We start from the raw sequence: 16,520 nt of genomic DNA on the forward strand, positions 1-16,520 counted from the left end.
CAGTAGTATGACCTCTTTTTAAGAAAAAAAGGTATGGCAAATAACCCTTCTCATGATTTCTTGAAGAAGGGCTGTGTTAAACGTGTTCTGTGAGAGGATTGTATTAGAGCGTTCCGCAGTCTGCAAATAGAATATGGCGTGGAATCCGAAAGAAAGCTTCGGCTTTTTCCTGCAGAGCAGGGGTCGGCAGATGGCTGTTGTGGAGCCATTTCCGAAACGTTCCGGGATGGACGCCTATCCAAATACTTACATCCGTTACTGAGAAATCGTAAACCATACAAAGTCCGGTCAGGATAACATTGCTGCGCGGTGAACTGGTAATACTTCTTTTCATAAATCGTGAGGGTGTAGGCTGACATACAATGGGGCTTTGACGAATCAATGCTTCATTGAACAGAATGTGGGGTGGGTACCCCAATAGGCGGCAGGTCTTGTCAATGTTATTGTTGGAAGGGATACGACCTTCGTATACCCAAGCGCTTACACTGCGTGAGGATATACCAAGCTCTTCTGCGAGTCGTGACAGCTTGATATCCTTAGCCATCAATACAGCAAGCAGCACACGGTTTCTAATCTGGCTGCGCTTTGGACGGCGAAATCTTTTGACTCGAACGCCTTGTCCAAGGTATTTGCGATTGATCAGAGACCACGCCTGGATATTATGAGTTTCTTGTTGGTTATTAGGCATAATTCCTCCGATTTTTTAAAAATATACTACAACACTTTCTGGTATATCGGCAATGGTTAATGCTGCTATTTCTGACAACACTGTTTAAGTTTCTTTCAGAACAGCTACGCTTATGATATATTTTTAATATCTAATTACAATATTACATTAGGGAGCGATATAGAATGATCAAACATATTGTGTTTTTCAAATTAAAAGATCGGTCCGAAGAAAGCGTAGCGGCAACGGTAGCGGTATTGCGTAATATGGAAGGCAAGATTCCGCAGCTTCTCTCCATCGAGGTGGGTGCTGACATCATTCATTCCGATCGTTCCTTTGATATTGCTCTAGTCACAGAAGTGGCTTCTCTAGAGGATTTACAGGCGTATCAGGTTCATCCGGCTCATAAAGAAGTTATTGCTCACATTAATGAAGTCAAAGAGCTCTCAATTGCTGTAGATTACGAAATTTAAGCTGCTGCTTGAATATAGTATCATCATTTTATACCGGAAGCGGTGACAGGAATGCGTGAGCTTGAGTATCCAATGGAAGCGTTAACTTATTTAGTCGTTTTTCTCGGAGCATGTTTCGTAATGTTCTTCTGGCTGAAACGCCGTGGCAAACGCGGTAAGTAGAGATTAGGACGATTCTCTAACTATTATCGATATGGGGGTATTGCTGTGTATTATGTCAACCGCAATCAAATCGAAACCATTCTTGCTCAAATCCCTGATATTACCGCTGGTCTTCGGACTGTAGCAGCTTCCTGGGATGGTACAACACTAACCGGACTAATACAGGAACGCAGCCTCCATCTGGCAATAGAGGTTGTAACAGACGTTGGTAGCTGTCTCATTGACGGGTTTATTATGCGTGATGCTGGAAGTTATGAGGATATAATTTCTATTATTCATGAAGAGAAAGTGCTAGGTCAAAGTGAGATTTATGAAAGATTGATAGAATTAGTTGCTCTGCGTAAGCCACTCGTTCAGGATTATTATGCCTGGGAGAGAGGTGATCTGCATCCACTTACCCCCATTCTTTCGGAAGTGCTTGAGCAGTTTGCCGTTGAGGTACGGAAATATTTGGACCAGGAGCTTGGAGCCAGTGTACCGCTATAATAGCATAGGATAGAATCACATAGAATAGGCGATAGCCGTGAAAGAGAGGGGTTCCTTTATGATGAAGATGGGGCAGGAAAACGGATCGACAAGACAAATGATTATGACGCTCCTGAAGACGAAAGGAACACTGACCATCGGCGCGCTGGCAGAAGAGTTGGGAATTACAGAGATGGGTGTCCGTCGTCATGTGCTTCAGCTGGAGCAAGAAGGACTTGCAAAGACAAAAGTGGTCCGGCAAGCGATGGGGCGGCCTTTACATATGTACTCATTAACGGAGAGAGCCGAAGAATATTTTCCAAAAAGTTATCACAACTTGGCTTTGGAGCTTCTGCGTGAATTGGATTACGGCAGTGGACTGGATGCTGTTAATACATTATTTGAAGGCCGCCGCCGCCGGATGCTCGCTCAGTATGCTCCGATGATGGAACGGCGCAATTTGGAAGAACGCGTCGCCGAATTATCTTCTATCCAAAATGCCGGTGGATATATGGCAGAATGGAACCGTGAAGAGGATGGCTCATATGTCATAAGGGAGTACAATTGCCCGATTCGCCAAGTGGCTACCCAGTATCGTAAGGCTTGCCAATGTGAGCATAGTCTTTTCGAAGAACTGCTGGATGCTAAGGTAACACGTAATGAATGTATGGCAGAGGGCGGCCATTGCTGCCGCTACGCTATCGTACCCAAAAATGTTACAGACAAAACTTCTGAAAAGTTATAATAATTAGTCACAAGACAATCCCCTGCTGCTTATGATATAGCAGATATAGGCATTAGCCCGGTAGAGCGGGGAGCAATGAATTTAAAGGAGAGATGAAACGATGAAAAAGGACACCAAAGGTTTATTATGGGGCGCTTTAGTCGGCAGTGTGGTTGGATCGGTGACAGCATTGCTGTTCGCGCCTAAACCAGGTAAAGAGCTGCGCAAGGATATTGCAGAAGGAACTACCGCTGGTATTGAAAAGGTTCAAGAACTTGCCGTTCAAGCGGGAGATAAGAGCATTGAGATTTATGACAAGGCAAAAGATTCGATTGGGCATGTAGTGCATGAAGTTCGGGAATGGAGCAAATCATGTGCGAATGCTGTTGATGAAGAAGAAAAAATTACAGTAACTGTCAGCGGCATCGCTACAGAAGAAGCTGTAGAAGCAGTTGACGCTGTAGAAGCTGTTGAAGAGGCTGCTGCCACTTTGGAAGTGGAAACTGAGTTGGTTGAGGCCACTATAAGTGAAGATGTAAGTGAAGAAGCCAGCTTTGAAGAAGTCGTTCAAGATGACAAGGTTAATAAAGAAATTCTATAATGGAACCGTGGTTTAAATCCTCTGTTTCAGTGGTAAAAGAGTACTCATTCTCTTATAATAGAGCCGCTTTTTCGCATTGGGCGGAGGGTGGCTTTTTTAATTAGTTTGCACCCGCTTGTTAAATGATGGAAGAAGACTAGTCTTGAACTCAGAGGGCAAAAGGAGTAATATCTGCAATTGGGGCTGAAAGCCAGGTACATTTTGTTTTCACCTTACATAAGCTACACAAAACAAGTAGAAGGAAGCGGTGTGTTCGTGCAGCAAGCTATAGCAATATTAGACTCAGGTGTGGGAGGGTTAACAGTTGTCAAAGAAGTGATGAGGCAACTCCCGCGGGAGAAGATCATTTATTTCGGAGATACTGCCCGAGCTCCGTACGGACCCCGTTCGACCGAGGAAGTACAACTGTTTACTGAACAAATTGTAGATTATTTGATCCAGTTTAATCCTAAAATGATCGTTATCGCTTGTAATACCGCAACAGCTGCGGCACTCGATTATATCTCAGCTAAGGTCTCCATCCCTGTAATTGGGGTGATTCATCCCGGAGCCCGCGCAGCAATTAGCGCAACCAAAAGCGGACATGTCGGCGTGATCGGTACGGTAGGAACTATCAACAGCGGTGCTTATACTAACGCATTAAAGCAGTTGTCCCCTTTTGTTGAGGTTGTAAGTCAAGCCTGTCCAGCGCTTGTCCCACTCGTCGAGCAAGGCAAGTTCCGCTCAGAGAAAAGTTACGATATCGTAGAAGAGGCACTAGAAGGCATTAAAGACACTAACATCGATACTTTAATTTTAGGATGCACTCATTATCCATTTCTTGTAGAACCCATTGGTGAGACTATGGGATCGGGAGTCAAGCTGATCAGTTCTGCAGATGAGACCGCTCGTGAGATCAGCACAATTTTATATGATAAAGGCAAGCTGTCCATCGGGGATGAAAGTCCAATTCACCAGTTTTTCTGCAGCGGTGATGCTGAGATGTTTCAAAGCATCGCGCGAGACTGGCTTGGAGAACAAATTAGACGCACCCCAGTAGTGTGGCAAGTATCCACGTTATAAGCAGGAGCAATGTTGAATTGAATAGGGACAAACTCCATGGGAGTGTAAAAGAAAAACAGACTGGGAAAGCACATTTCCCAGTCTGTTTTTTTGAAATATAAGCACTTATATGCTGCGGAACTGTAATATCCTTATTTTTCATGAGAAACGGTTGCCATCTATAAAGGGCGATGACGTTGTTTTTTCTTGTGATTCATTTCTCCTTCATGCCGGGTAGTGGCGCTTGCATACAATAGAGTTAAGTGCTGTATGCCGCTGTTTTTGTATTGCTGTATCAGCAATTTAAGGCCGAGAGGATGAGACCTAATGCGACAATATATTGCAAACAGGGGAGATACCGTAAGCCGAATTGCCGCTCTACATGGATTAACTCCTGAGCATGTTATTCAAGGTAATCCATGGGTTGGGAGACAATCTTATTTATACCCAGGTCAGGTTTTATTTCTGCCATCTTCGCCGCGTAAAAGGTATGCTGTGCAGGAAGGGGACACTCCAGAACGGATAACCTCATTATTTAAGGTGAATTTAGAGGATTTGGAGAAGCTTAATCCTGGTGTGACCTCAGGGCGCTGCTGTACACCTGGAAAAATACTTGTCATTCCACCCCCAATTCCAGACCGCGTGGTGTTTCTGCGCGGGGAGTACGGTCCGGCTGAGGTTGAGAGCGACATTGACAGCTTGCTTGTCCAATACCCGTTTATACAAGCAGCCACAATAGGCACGAGCGTGCTCGGCAAGCCGCTCCATGTACTCAAGATCGGGAATGGCACTCGTCATCTGCATGTTAACGCCGCTTTGCATGCCAATGAATGGCTGACTTCGCCATGCTTGATGTCCTTCATAGAGGAGTATGCAACAGCTTATGCTGAAGGCTTGGAATGGAATGGACACAGTCCTGAGGTTTGGTTCCAAAACTGGACATTATGGGTCGTGCCTATGGCTAATCCAGATGGCGTGGAGCTGGTTCAGGAAGGGGTTTTGCCAGACCATCCGTTTTATGATGACCTCATGAAATGGAATGGTGGACGAAGCAGCTTCCGGCATTGGAAAGCTAACATCCGCGGTGTGGATCTTGGGGATCAATTTCCCGCTCATTGGGAAGAGGAGCGGGAACGTCGGGGAGTAAGGCTGCCCTCACCGCGGGATTACAGCGGCCCTGAGCCGCTGAGTGAGCCAGAAGCAGCCGCTCTGGCTGCCCTGGCTGAGGCAGCGCCTGGCGAAGCTGCAGTGTCTCTGCATAGCCAAGGAGGAGAGATTTATTGGAACTACCGGGGGTATGAACCTCCCGAGAGCCGTGAATTAGCCGCGCAGCTGGCAGTTGCGAGCAGTTACCGGGCAGTGGAGCTGACTGGAAGTGATGCCGGATATAAGGATTGGTTTATTCAGACCTTCCGCAAACCTGGATTTACGGTGGAGCTGGGGATCGGCAAAAATCCGCTGCCACTAGCAGATTTTGAAGATATGGCCTTGGAAACAGGACTTATATTGGCAACGCTCCTTTCTAATGTGAAATAATTATGAAACATTTGCAGTAAACTTGCGTAAAATAAAACATGGGGTATGGCCGCTGTCGTCACTACACGTTATCCGCGGCTGTATCCTTTTTACTTGGGAGGAGGGTCACCATGAAACTGAAAAAAATACTGTCACTAAAACAATGGTCCCATATCTTCAGTAGCTCCTGGCAATACATCCGCTCCCCTAAAGTAGCAATGGGGGACAAGCTGTTATTTACAATTCCAGTACTGCTCTATTGGGTCTTGCCGGACTTCATGCCATTTATTCCGATCGATGATATTGGAGTGACCATGCTGCTAATGGGCTGGTTCGGGTCACGAATGGGGCGGAAATATCCTACACTTCAGCAGGGTGAATAGGATCGCACCACACATTTTCGACAAGAACTTCAGAGCTAATTAGCTAATATAGTTGCTTTTAGATGTCATTTACCTTTAAAATAAGTAATTGAGTATTTAATTTTCGGACTAGGAGATGGAATATAGATGAAGGTCAAAATTACCCGCAATGCGGCTAAAGTGATAAAGAAACAAATGGAGCTTGAAGGAAACAGCGAGTTGAAGCTGCGCGTAGCAATTACACATGCACACGGTGATCATGCTCACTACGGACTGGACTTGGACACGCCTAAAGAGAACGATGTTGTAGTGTCGACAGATAAGGAAATCGATGTTATTCTTGATCCGAGTCAACCACTCCTTGATGGTGTGGTCGTTGATTATTTGTATCTTCCACAAGAAGGTTTTGTCATTACGAATCCCTCTAAAGGTAATCACGGCGATCACTAAACACTCGCCTGTAAATTTCGAACACAAAGAAGGGTTGCTCCATGGCTAACGAAATACAAGTGTGCGATGAATGTAATTTCATGAAGTTGAAAAGTATTATCCCTAAGCTGCAAAAAATGGCACCTGATGCCGAGATCAAGGTCGGCTGCAAGTCGTACTGCGGTCCATGTGGCAAACGGGCTTTTGTTTATGTGAATGGTCGTTATGTGAGTGCTCCAACGGAGGATGAAGTGTTGAAGAAAGCAGAAGCTTTTATCAAACAGCCCTCCGTTCAGAAATAATACTGAGTTCTTATCAACTAAGATAATAGGGTCGATCCCTCTTCATTCTCAGTAAAAGTAAACAGAGCAGCGATTCTCCTGTTATTGGAGGATCGCTGCTCTGCGTTTTCTGGTCATTGACGGCTTTCTTCAATCGTGTCCATCATCCCATCATCTCATCATTTCTCCATCCCACCATCCCACCATCTCACAGGGGTTACGGACTCAGATGACGTTATTTGCGTGTTTTTAGCTGTTAATGCAAGATTTCGGACCCCAGGGACGCTATTCCTCAGAAAAGAGGCTCATATCGGCGTTTTTCAGGCTAATAGCTGCTCTGGAGTCCGTTAGCATTCCAAATCTCGGATATTGCTGGGTTTAAGGTCAGCTGTGTCCGTTAGTGAGATACTTCGCGTATCTAAGTCGGAAAACCCAACGTGCTTCCAACAACGATCAGGAGTTAGTGTCCAACATAGAGAGGATGTCGCAGCAGCCCTTTTCGATAGTTTTGTGGACAGTCTCTTCATTTACCGGGATATAAGCTTAAGGTGCAGATTGTGTATTCTTAAGCTTTTTGATTCCATCATATTTCATGATATCGTCGGAGATCTGTAGGCGGAGCTTGCTGGTCTCATACCCGATGCTGCACTCCCCTACGTCCACGGCTTCGCGGCTTTCGAGACTATAACAGGTTCCGCTGGCAAATTGCCCATTCTCGCTGGGGAGATAAGACAGCTTTGCATCGGCATAGGCGCCGGATCGCAGCGTTACAAGACGCTCATGCCCGCTAAACAGATTATTGCCCATGAGATAATAAGGATCACGTGAGATCCCGAGCAAATGGAGCAAGGAAGGTGTAAGATCCAACTGACCAGCTGGAGCTGAATCTAGGACAGAGGCGTTAGAGCCTGGAAGATGAATGAGCAAGGGAACCTGATGCATTATTTGCTGCATATCGAGTGCGCTAAGGCTTTTGCCGAGAAATTGTTCGTAATAAGCGATCTCCTGGATCGAATTATCATGATCTCCATAGAAAGCAACAATGGTATTATCCCACAGCCCACGCTGCTTCATCTCTTTGACCATTTCCCCTAAAGCTTCATCCGTATAGTGAACAGCCTGCAAATAATCTCCTAAGATCGTGCCCTTGAACTCTCCAGTATCAAGCCCTTGTTTATCTGCAGGGAGAGAATAAGGATGATGGCTGGATAGTGTAGTCAAAAATGAATAAAAGGGCTGCTGTATCGTTTCTGAAGTGTCCATAATATCGAGGGATTGCCGCAAAAAAGAATTGTCACCCAGAGACCAGCCTAGAGGTTCGTCTATTGTATAGTCTTTTTTGTTATAAAAATGGTCATAACCCATCGCGTTATACATAATCTGCCGATTCCAGAAGCTACCTTCGTACGCATGAAAAGCATTGGTACTGTAGCCCTTTGATTTCAAAATAGCAGGCAGCGTGTCAAACTGATGATCCGGGTAACGGACAAATACCGAGCCGGAGACCAGCGGGTACAGGGAAGCGTTGGACGTGAAATCCGCATCGGAAGTTCGGCCTTGTGAGGTCTGATGGTAGTAATTGCTGAAATAGGTGTTTTCTTTGATTAGAGCGTTCAGATTAGGCGTGATCTCCTGGCCGGATATTGAGCGTCCAACTACAAAGTTCATAAAAGCTTCAGCTTGAATAACAACAATGTTGCTTCCGCTGTATTCTCCAAAGCTGTCATTATTGGCACTTTGCTCAGTGTTTTGTTCATTGAACCAGAGCTGCATCGAGGTGGCTTCTTCTTGTGAAAGCTCGGGCTGCGGACCAAGATGATCTTTAGCATATAAGTAAATATCATAACCGTGAAAACCGATTAGTCCGGTTACGTTATACATGGCGAGACTCCACCAGTTGCCAGTGAATAGATCTTTAGCCCAGGTAGTAGCGTAGGTGTGGATAGGTCCAAAGGTCAGCACGCAACCTAGCACCAGAGCAACGATCCCATTCACGCTTCTTTTTAGCGTCCTGCTTAGGCGTGAAGAGCGGCGGGAATAACCGGTTTGAGAATAAGAGTGAGATTGCCCATAACGGCGAGGGACGGCATTAGACAAGTATGTATGGGATTTGCGGCGGTATAATCCTACGCCGATTCCGTATGCAATAAGAAATAGCCAGTCAGCGAACAAATAAAGATCGGAAGGACGCAGTAGGGCGAAGATACTTCCACCAAGCGCATCCATCTGTCCAGCCTGAAACAATACGGGTACCGTGATAAAATCCTTAAAATAACGATAGTAGACGATATCCGAATAAATAAGCAGCGTCAGAAGCAAGTTTATACTTAACAACGTTATCGTCTGTCCCCGGCGGGGAAGCCACAGGGTCCAAAAAGACAATAACATGACTGAACCTACAGCGATCCATTTGTCCTGCTGGTTCATATCTATATTGGGAGCATGCAGCCCACTATGCAGAAATAATAACTTGGCCAGCATGATGCCAAGAAAAAGGAGATAACCGATATATCGGGAGCGAATCACAGAAGCTATTGTACTTGTTACGGTTGTGCTGCTCCGACTTGATGGAAAAACTGACATTTTGAAGCCTCCTAGCACAGAAAATAAATAAAACGAGAAGAAACAACGTTGTTGTCTTTTTTAGATGACAAACGTTTCTCTTAGAAATATAAGAGCGTAAAGGATGGGTGTTAAACTAAAACTGTCTTATACTCGGAGAAAAACGGACACCCTCCTCATACGATACGAGGTAGATGTCCGTTCTGCATTCAAACCAATGGTGATCCTAATTATTTCGGATTTCTAGGTGGAAGTGGACCCAAGTATTGATAATATTGACACTCGATACGTCCGTTATACAGTTTGCGGCGTTTGTCTGCCTTACGACCGTAAAATTGTTCGAATTCCTTGTAAGGGCTAATCGCAAAAAATGACCATGTTGGCAGATATATCATCATTTCACCAAACTGGCGGGTCAGCTTCTCCACTTCTTTGTCATTACTGATCCGTTCACCATATGGAGGGTTGGTGATGATACAACCATATTCTCCTTCAGGTCTTGCTTTGGCGGCAGCCATCACTTTGAAGGTGATTTCTCCGGACAGTCCAGCACTCTTGGCGGCGGCTTCAGCAATTTCAATTGCTTCTGGATCGATGTCCGTACCCGTTAATTGCAAAGGATAATCGTCGCGCACAGCATCGAAAGCTTCTTCGCGAGCCTCTTCCCAAAGATGTTTCGGAATGACTGGCCAATGTTCAGATGGAAATGAGCGGCGTAGTCCTGGTGCAATATTCCAAGCGATCATGGCGGCTTCAATTAACAGTGTTCCCGAACCACAACATGGATCGAACAGCGGCCGATGGCCATTCCAGCGGCTAAGCTGGATTAGTGCAGCAGCCATTGTTTCCTTCAGTGGAGCCTCTGTTGCATGTCTGCGGTAACCACGTTTGTGAAGTGCGGGTCCTGTGGTATCTAATGTGATCAAAGCGATGTCATTTAATAAAATCACTTCGATCACATATCGAGGACCGTTCTCCGGGAACCAGTCTGTATGATACGAAAGCTTCAGCTTCTCGACGATGGCTTTTTTGACAATCCCTTGGCAAGCGGGTACACTCGTTAGTTGTGATTTATGGGACCGTCCTTCAACCGGGAATTCTCCATTCTCTGGAATCCAGTCTTCCCAAGGCAAAGCTTTAACCCCTTCGAATAACTCGTCAAAGGTTTTAGCAGGGAATTGGCCCATTTTAACCAATACGCGGTCAGATGTACGCAGCCACAAGTTACAGCGACAGATATCGATGTAATCACCGCTGAATAATACTCGTCCGTTCTCGACCTTGGTCTCATAACCCAGTTCGTTTAATTCGCGCGCTACCACAGCTTCTAAACCCATAGGGGCAGTAGCGATTAATTGTAATTTGCTCAAATACTCTCAACTCCGTTTAACTTGTAGATAAATACAAAAAGCCAGTACAATAAGAAGAGACGACATTGTCGTCCTTTAAAGCATCCATACAAGTATAGGGGAATGTGGGACACTTCACAATGCCCGGCATTCCATAAATCATAAAATGTTCCCCGTCATCCCTTACTATGAGCAAACGGGGGATCCTCAAAGGAGAATCTTTATGCTTACGCAAGAAGAATACAGTGAACAACTTTATACAGAGGACGAAATTCTGCTTCAAGTAAAAGAAGCAATCGTCCAAGCAGGCATGCCGCCGGTGTCTGTCGAGCCGGGGTACGGAAGACTGCTCACCATGCTAGTTAGACTGTCTCGCTCTAAGCGTATTTTGGAAATTGGCGCACTTGGCGGTTACAGCGGAATTTGCTTGTCCCGCGGTTTCTCTGAAGGTGGCACACTGACATCGCTAGAGCTGAGAGCCGACTATGCCGAGCTTGCCCGACGTAATTTAGAGCTGGCAGGCTTCGGCGATACTACGGAGTATAGAATAGGACCCGCAATGGACAGCCTGAAGGCACTGGAAGCAGAGGGCGCTAGGTTCGATTTCTTTTTCATTGACGCAGATAAGTTGAACTACACTAACTACTTGGAATATGCCATCAAGCTGGCCAATCCAGGAGCGATCATTGCGGGTGATAATATTTTTCTCCGTGGACGGACCTTAAATACAGATAGAAATGGTCCTGCCATCCTGGCTGTGCGCCACTTCAATGAGATGATCGCCACGGATGAACGTCTTATCAGTACATGTCTGCCTGCCTATGATGGATTGGCGCTAGCGATGGTGAAATAGCTGATTAGCGAAATAACCGCGGTGTTGTTACTTTGTACAGCTTCAATCGAACCCAAATCGTATTAACCAGCAGCAAGCAGCCGGATATAATGAAAAGCCCCTCAATTCCGATGTAACCTGATAGAAAGCCGCCCAAGATAGCTCCCAGCATATTGCCTAGCGCCAATGTACTGCTGTTGAAGCCGAATGCGCGGCTTTCTTTTCCGTCAGGGGTATAGGAGCGGATAAGCGCATTAACGCTGGGCAACAGTCCACCCATGAAGACTCCCATTAGGAAACGGACTATAATCAGCTGCCAGACACTAGTTACGAATGCCTGCGGAATTAGGAATAGTGAAGCGCCAATTAACGCATAGGTCAGAATACGATGTGCGCCGACTTTGTCACTTAGCTTACCAAGCAAGGGAGAAGCCAGCATATTGGAGATCCCTGTAACGGCACTGACCATTCCGGCCAAGAAGGCTATATTCTCGGCGGGTCCATTTAATTTTTCTACATAAAGTGGCAACAAGGCCATAGGACTAATCATTGCAAATTGCAGCAGAAAGGTTACACCGAATAGAGCTGGCAGCTGAGGGATTTTGATTAATTCCTTCAAACCTGCGAGTACAGAAACCTGCGGCTCCTGTGCAGCTTCGGCGCGGTCGAATTTTTCCTTAACAAGAAATAATGCCAGGAGAGAGGCGATAAAGAGCAAGGCCCCAACGACATAAAAAATCGGCCGAAATCCGATTAAATCGGCAAGTAAGCCACCAATCAGTGGCCCTAGAATTGTTCCTGCTACAGATCCTGATTGCATTAATCCCATGGAGAAGCCCATACGTTCTTTGGGGGTAGTACCTGACACCAGTGCGATGGAGGCGGGATTGAAGCCAGAGATTGTACCGTTTAAGAGACGGAGCAGGAGCAGCTGTAAAGGGGATTGTGCGAAGCCCATTAATACCATGACAATAGCCATCCCAAAGCTGGAACGCAGCAACATGATCTTACGGCCATACTTGTCTGCAAGCTTGCCCCATAATGGCTGGAATATGAAAGAGGTTAAGAAGTTTGCGGCAAAAATAAGTCCCGCCCAGATTCCAATTTCATGTTCACCCTGGACACCAAGATCCTTCGCAAGGTACAAGGTCAGGAAGGGTGTAATCATTGTCATTCCAGCATTCACCAAAAATTGCCCGAACCAAAGCACTAAGAGGTTGACCTTCCAGGTCTCCCATTTCTTCATAGTGCTTTCACATCCTTTCAAAGAATTTCAGAGAATATATGATTCACGGAAAAAATGCCATTTTATCAGTATATCATTTTTTGCAGCTTAATGTGTGCAACACATGTCATAGTAATGTCATAGGATTGTCATTCCAAACTCTTCGTATTAGTTGTTACAAGCTTTTAAAAAGGGCATAATAGTAGATATGCCGATTAAAAAAATCTAATAAAATATAATGGAGATCTTATCATGACCTACAATGACACTTTTATCCGCGCCTGTAGAAAGCAGGACACGGAGCACGTTCCCGTATGGTACATGCGGCAGGCCGGCCGTTATGATCCCGAGTACCGTAAAATCAAGGAAAAGTATTCGTTGCTTGAAATCTGCAAGCAGCCTGAGCTGGCGGCAGAAGTAACCATGATGCCCGTTCGCAAGCTGGGTGTGGATGCGGCCATTTTGTATTCCGACATTATGAATCCAGTTGCTTCAATCGGAGTGAAATTCGATATCGTTAAGGATATCGGTCCAGTGATTGAGAATCCGATCCGTAGTGCAGCTGATGTGGAGAGACTAAAACCCATTGATGTGGAGGGTGATCTGAGCCACATTTTGGAAACGATTGCTATTCTCGATAAGGAACTGGACGTTCCTTTGATCACTTTTGCAGGCGCGCCGTTTACAATTGCCAGCTATTTGATCGAAGGTAGACCTTCCAAAGGATATATCCGTACGAAAGAGCTAATGTACAGTGAACCCCGTGTCTGGGAAATGCTGATGGACAAGCTGGGCGATATGATTATCACGTACCTCCGAAGTCATGTGCGGAGTGGAGGAAAGGCCTTCCAATTGTTCGACAGTTGGGTTGGTGCGCTTGCTCCACGCGATTTTGAAACGTATGTGCTGCCGACGGTTTCTCGTATTTTTTCCGAATTATCTGATCTTGATGTACCTAAAATATACTTTCCTGGCGTAAGCTCTGGAGAATTGCTGCCAAGTCTTACGAAGCTTCAAGCAGACGTAATCGGGCTGGATTGGCGAGTTAGCTTGACTGAAGGTCGACGCAGAATAGGCAATAAATTTGCGATTCAAGGAAATCTTGATCCATATTTGCTTACAGCTCCGATGGACCTCTTGAAGGAACGCGCGAAAGCACTGATCGATGAAGGTGTACTTGAGCCAGGTTATATCTTCAATCTGGGCCATGGATTATTCCCGGAGGCCTCATTAGACAAACTTAGAGAATTGACGGAGTATATTCACGCTTATTCTCAGGAAGTATTACAAAAAACGGCTAAGCAACGTTCGTAAAAAATATAAGAATTTATATGTTCCACGCTATTAAATTGTAAAGGGGACGGAATCCGTGACAGTAAAAATAGGTGTTCTCGTCATGTCGTATGGCACTCCTAAGAGCCTAGAAGATGTTAAAGCTTATTACACGCATATTAGACGGGGGAATCCGCCAACAGCGGAGCAGCTTAAAGAGTTAACCGACCGTTATGAAGCAATCGTCGGGGGGGTATTCCCACTGCGGGAGAATACAGACCGGCAAGTAGAAGCTTTACAAGCAGCATTAAATGCGGATAAAGCGGGAGCAGATGTTGAATTTGTCTGCTATCAAGGCTTGAAGCATGCCAGTCCCTTTATTGAGGACGGCGTGGAGGCTATGGCGAAGGATGGCATTACTCAAGCAGTGGGTATTGTTTTGGCGCCACACTATTCCAGTATGAGTGTGGGGAGCTACATCAAGCGTGCACAGGAAAAGGCTGATGCATGCAAGATTGACATGGGTTTTGTAGAGAGTTACCATATGCATCCTGAATTGATCGATGTGTTAAGCCAAAGAGTGTCGGCGAAGCTGGATCAATATATTGAAGCAGGTGCGACCCGTGATGAGATTCGCGTATTATTCAGCGCTCATAGTCTTCCAGAACGTATTCTGGCTATGGGTGATCCATATCGGGATCAACTGCTGGAAACTTCGCAAGCAATTGCAGCTCAGGCAGGCGTAACCAACTGGCAGTTTACTTGGCAAAGTGCTGGTCGCACAGCTGAACCGTGGCTCGGTCCGGATATTCTGGACACGCTGCAACAGCTTAGTAAAGAACAGGTGGAATACGTATTGGTGGCCCCTATCGGATTCGTATCCGATCATTTAGAGGTACTGTACGATCTCGACATAGAGGCAACAGCCGTAGCTTCGGAGCTTGATATGCGTCTTATGCGGATCGACTCACTGAATAGTGATCCCGCATATATGTCTGTATTGAGCGATGTAATTCGTAAACGACTGGAGCAGATGAAGGCCGCTCAATCATGATTGGCCCCACAAGAAAAATTGTTATCATAGGCGGAGGGCTGAGTGGACTCAGCGCCGCCTTTTATATTCGTAAATTTTATAAAGAAGCGGGTATTAAGCCTGATATAGTCTTGCTTGAGAAAGAGAAAAACCTCGGTGGAAAGATTGAAACCTTACATCGCGATGGTTTTGTGATTGAAAAGGGACCAGATTCATTTCTAGCGGAAAGGGCGGAGATGTGCGAGCTGGCTAAGGAATTGGAATTGGATCACGAGCTGGTATCCTCCAACCTTCTTGCTAAGAAGCGATATATCTTGCAGCGGGACAAGCTTAATCCTCTGCCAACCGGTCTTGTACTCGGTATCCCTACCGAACTGAAACCTTTTTTATCAAGTGGGTTAGTTTCGTTTGGGGGCAAAATACGTGCGATGATGGATTTTATTCTTCCTCCGCGGCGTAATGATGAGGACGAATCGCTTGGTGAGCTTATTGCGCGACGTCTAGGATCTGAAGTGCTGGAGAATTTAACTGAGCCACTCCTCTCTGGCATGTACGGCGGAGATATACAAAAGATTAGCCTGCAAGCTACATTTCCGCAATTTGGAGAATTAGAGCAGCAGTATGGGAGCCTTATTCGTGGAATGCGCACAGGGCGAAAGAATAAAAAGGCACAGGAAGGTACTACACAGAGTACCTTCCTCACGTTCCGCAAAGGGCTGCAAAGTCTCGTGCATAGTCTGATTTATGAGCTGCATGATGTAGAACAACGGACGGAGTCTAACGTAGTTTCTATTCAGGCTGCTGGGAGTCCTTCAATCTATGAGGTAGAGCTGGAGAATGGCGAACGGTTGCTTGCGGATGATGTATATATCACTGCGCCTAATTTTTCGGCTGCTGACTTACTTCGTCCCCATATGGATGTTACAGCGCTGGAAGCGGTGGATTATGTTTCAGTAGCGAATCTAGTCATGGCTTTTAACAAAAAGGATATTGTTAACGAATATGATGGATCGGGTTTTTTTGTGCCTCGTAAAGAAGGGCGAAATATTACTGCCTGCACATGGACATCTACGAAATGGCCGCATACGGCTCCTGATGATAAGGTGCTTTTACGCTGTTATGTGGGTCGTTCTGATGATGAACAGAATGTTCAGCTGCCTGATGAGGCTTTGACGGAGCTTGTACTTAAAGATTTGCGAGAGATCATGGGCATTACTGCGAATCCAATATTTACGGAAATCACCCGCTTAGAGCATTCCATGCCGCAGTATCCTATAGGACATCTTGATAATATTACCGAATTCCGCAAAGAATTAGCAGCTTCGCTTCCGGGTGTGTATGTCATTGGCGCCGGATTTAATGGCATAGCAATGCCGGATTGCATCAAGCAGTCCAAGCTTATTGCGGAAAGCGTTGCTAAACAGCTAATGAATGAAATGTGAGTACGATGACTAAATAAAACAGTGAAGCGAAGCATGAGGCGCTTCACTGTTTTTCTTTAGTTAGTAAAATTTTCTATTTCTATCG

Annotated in this window: 17 protein-coding genes; 13 read left to right on the forward strand and 4 right to left on the reverse strand. The window is 45.6% G+C overall.

Going from position 1 to position 16,520, the window contains the following annotated elements; genetic code table 11:
- Positions 1-103: 103 nt before the first annotated feature.
- On the reverse strand, positions 104-688 hold the full coding sequence (locus PODO_RS09825) for a helix-turn-helix domain-containing protein (RefSeq protein WP_036679391.1): 585 nt from the start codon (positions 686-688) through the stop codon (positions 104-106).
- 164 nt (positions 689-852) lie between these two features.
- On the opposite strand from PODO_RS09825, the gene PODO_RS09830 reads away from it, so the two are divergent.
- From PODO_RS09830 to PODO_RS09870, 9 genes are all read left to right on the forward strand, one after another.
- Positions 853-1,140 carry a Dabb family protein gene (locus tag PODO_RS09830; RefSeq protein ID WP_036689213.1) on the forward strand — a complete coding sequence of 96 codons (288 nt, stop codon included), beginning with the start codon at positions 853-855 and terminating at the stop codon, positions 1,138-1,140.
- Positions 1,141-1,347: 207 nt separating this feature from the next.
- Positions 1,348-1,788 carry a DUF86 domain-containing protein gene (locus PODO_RS09835; protein WP_038569794.1) on the forward strand — a complete coding sequence of 147 codons (441 nt, stop codon included), beginning with the start codon at positions 1,348-1,350 and terminating at the stop codon, positions 1,786-1,788.
- 58 nt (positions 1,789-1,846) lie between these two features.
- Positions 1,847-2,512, forward strand: coding sequence for a helix-turn-helix transcriptional regulator (locus PODO_RS09840; RefSeq protein WP_038569796.1), 666 nt, complete (start codon positions 1,847-1,849; stop codon positions 2,510-2,512).
- 100 nt (positions 2,513-2,612) lie between these two features.
- Complete coding sequence (locus PODO_RS29975) at positions 2,613-3,092, forward strand: YtxH domain-containing protein (RefSeq protein ID WP_051491605.1); 480 nt, start codon at positions 2,613-2,615, stop codon at positions 3,090-3,092.
- 255 nt (positions 3,093-3,347) lie between these two features.
- Positions 3,348-4,154, forward strand: coding sequence for a glutamate racemase (racE, locus tag PODO_RS09850; RefSeq protein ID WP_036689641.1), 807 nt, complete (start codon positions 3,348-3,350; stop codon positions 4,152-4,154).
- Positions 4,155-4,460: 306 nt separating this feature from the next.
- On the forward strand, positions 4,461-5,669 hold the full coding sequence (locus PODO_RS09855) for a M14 family metallopeptidase (protein ID WP_036689219.1): 1,209 nt from the start codon (positions 4,461-4,463) through the stop codon (positions 5,667-5,669).
- A gap of 110 nt (positions 5,670-5,779) precedes the next feature.
- Positions 5,780-6,031, forward strand: coding sequence for a hypothetical protein (locus PODO_RS09860; protein WP_038569798.1), 252 nt, complete (start codon positions 5,780-5,782; stop codon positions 6,029-6,031).
- A 126-nt stretch (positions 6,032-6,157) separates the two neighbouring features.
- Positions 6,158-6,460: a HesB/IscA family protein gene (locus PODO_RS09865; protein WP_036689223.1), complete on the forward strand. Its 303-nt coding sequence runs from the start codon at positions 6,158-6,160 to the stop codon at positions 6,458-6,460.
- A gap of 41 nt (positions 6,461-6,501) precedes the next feature.
- The gene (locus PODO_RS09870; RefSeq protein WP_036689224.1) at positions 6,502-6,741 is read left to right on the forward strand and encodes a YuzB family protein; all 240 of its coding nucleotides are present in this window, start codon (positions 6,502-6,504) and stop codon (positions 6,739-6,741) included.
- Positions 6,742-7,263: 522 nt separating this feature from the next.
- Here PODO_RS09870 and PODO_RS09875 read toward each other — a convergent pair.
- A complete protein-coding gene (locus PODO_RS09875) occupies positions 7,264-9,303 on the reverse strand; it encodes an LTA synthase family protein (protein ID WP_038569800.1) in 2,040 nt (679 codons plus the stop codon).
- A gap of 209 nt (positions 9,304-9,512) precedes the next feature.
- Positions 9,513-10,652 carry a THUMP domain-containing class I SAM-dependent RNA methyltransferase gene (locus PODO_RS09880; RefSeq protein WP_036689227.1) on the reverse strand — a complete coding sequence of 380 codons (1,140 nt, stop codon included), beginning with the start codon at positions 10,650-10,652 and terminating at the stop codon, positions 9,513-9,515.
- A 202-nt stretch (positions 10,653-10,854) separates the two neighbouring features.
- Between PODO_RS09880 and PODO_RS09885 the strand changes: the two genes are divergently transcribed.
- Positions 10,855-11,484 carry an O-methyltransferase gene (locus PODO_RS09885; protein WP_036689230.1) on the forward strand — a complete coding sequence of 210 codons (630 nt, stop codon included), beginning with the start codon at positions 10,855-10,857 and terminating at the stop codon, positions 11,482-11,484.
- A 4-nt stretch (positions 11,485-11,488) separates the two neighbouring features.
- Here PODO_RS09885 and PODO_RS09890 read toward each other — a convergent pair whose 3' ends face one another.
- Positions 11,489-12,709 carry an MFS transporter gene (locus PODO_RS09890; protein WP_038569803.1) on the reverse strand — a complete coding sequence of 407 codons (1,221 nt, stop codon included), beginning with the start codon at positions 12,707-12,709 and terminating at the stop codon, positions 11,489-11,491.
- A gap of 231 nt (positions 12,710-12,940) precedes the next feature.
- On the opposite strand from PODO_RS09890, the gene hemE reads away from it, so the two are divergent.
- The 3 genes from hemE to hemG are packed head-to-tail and all read left to right on the forward strand — an operon-like array spanning position 12,941 to position 16,435.
- Positions 12,941-14,002: a uroporphyrinogen decarboxylase gene (gene hemE, locus PODO_RS09895; protein WP_038569805.1), complete on the forward strand. Its 1,062-nt coding sequence runs from the start codon at positions 12,941-12,943 to the stop codon at positions 14,000-14,002.
- 55 nt (positions 14,003-14,057) lie between these two features.
- Entirely contained in the window at positions 14,058-15,014 is a 957-nt protein-coding gene (gene hemH / locus PODO_RS09900) for a ferrochelatase (protein ID WP_076098411.1), read from the forward strand.
- A complete protein-coding gene (gene hemG, locus PODO_RS09905; RefSeq protein ID WP_038569806.1) occupies positions 15,011-16,435 on the forward strand; it encodes a protoporphyrinogen oxidase in 1,425 nt (474 codons plus the stop codon). Before hemH ends, hemG begins: the two co-directional genes overlap by 4 nt.
- Positions 16,436-16,520: the final 85 nt, after the last annotated feature.

The sequence above is a fragment of the Paenibacillus odorifer genome (assembly GCF_000758725.1).
Lineage (GTDB): Bacteria > Bacillota > Bacilli > Paenibacillales > Paenibacillaceae > Paenibacillus_AQ > Paenibacillus_AQ odorifer.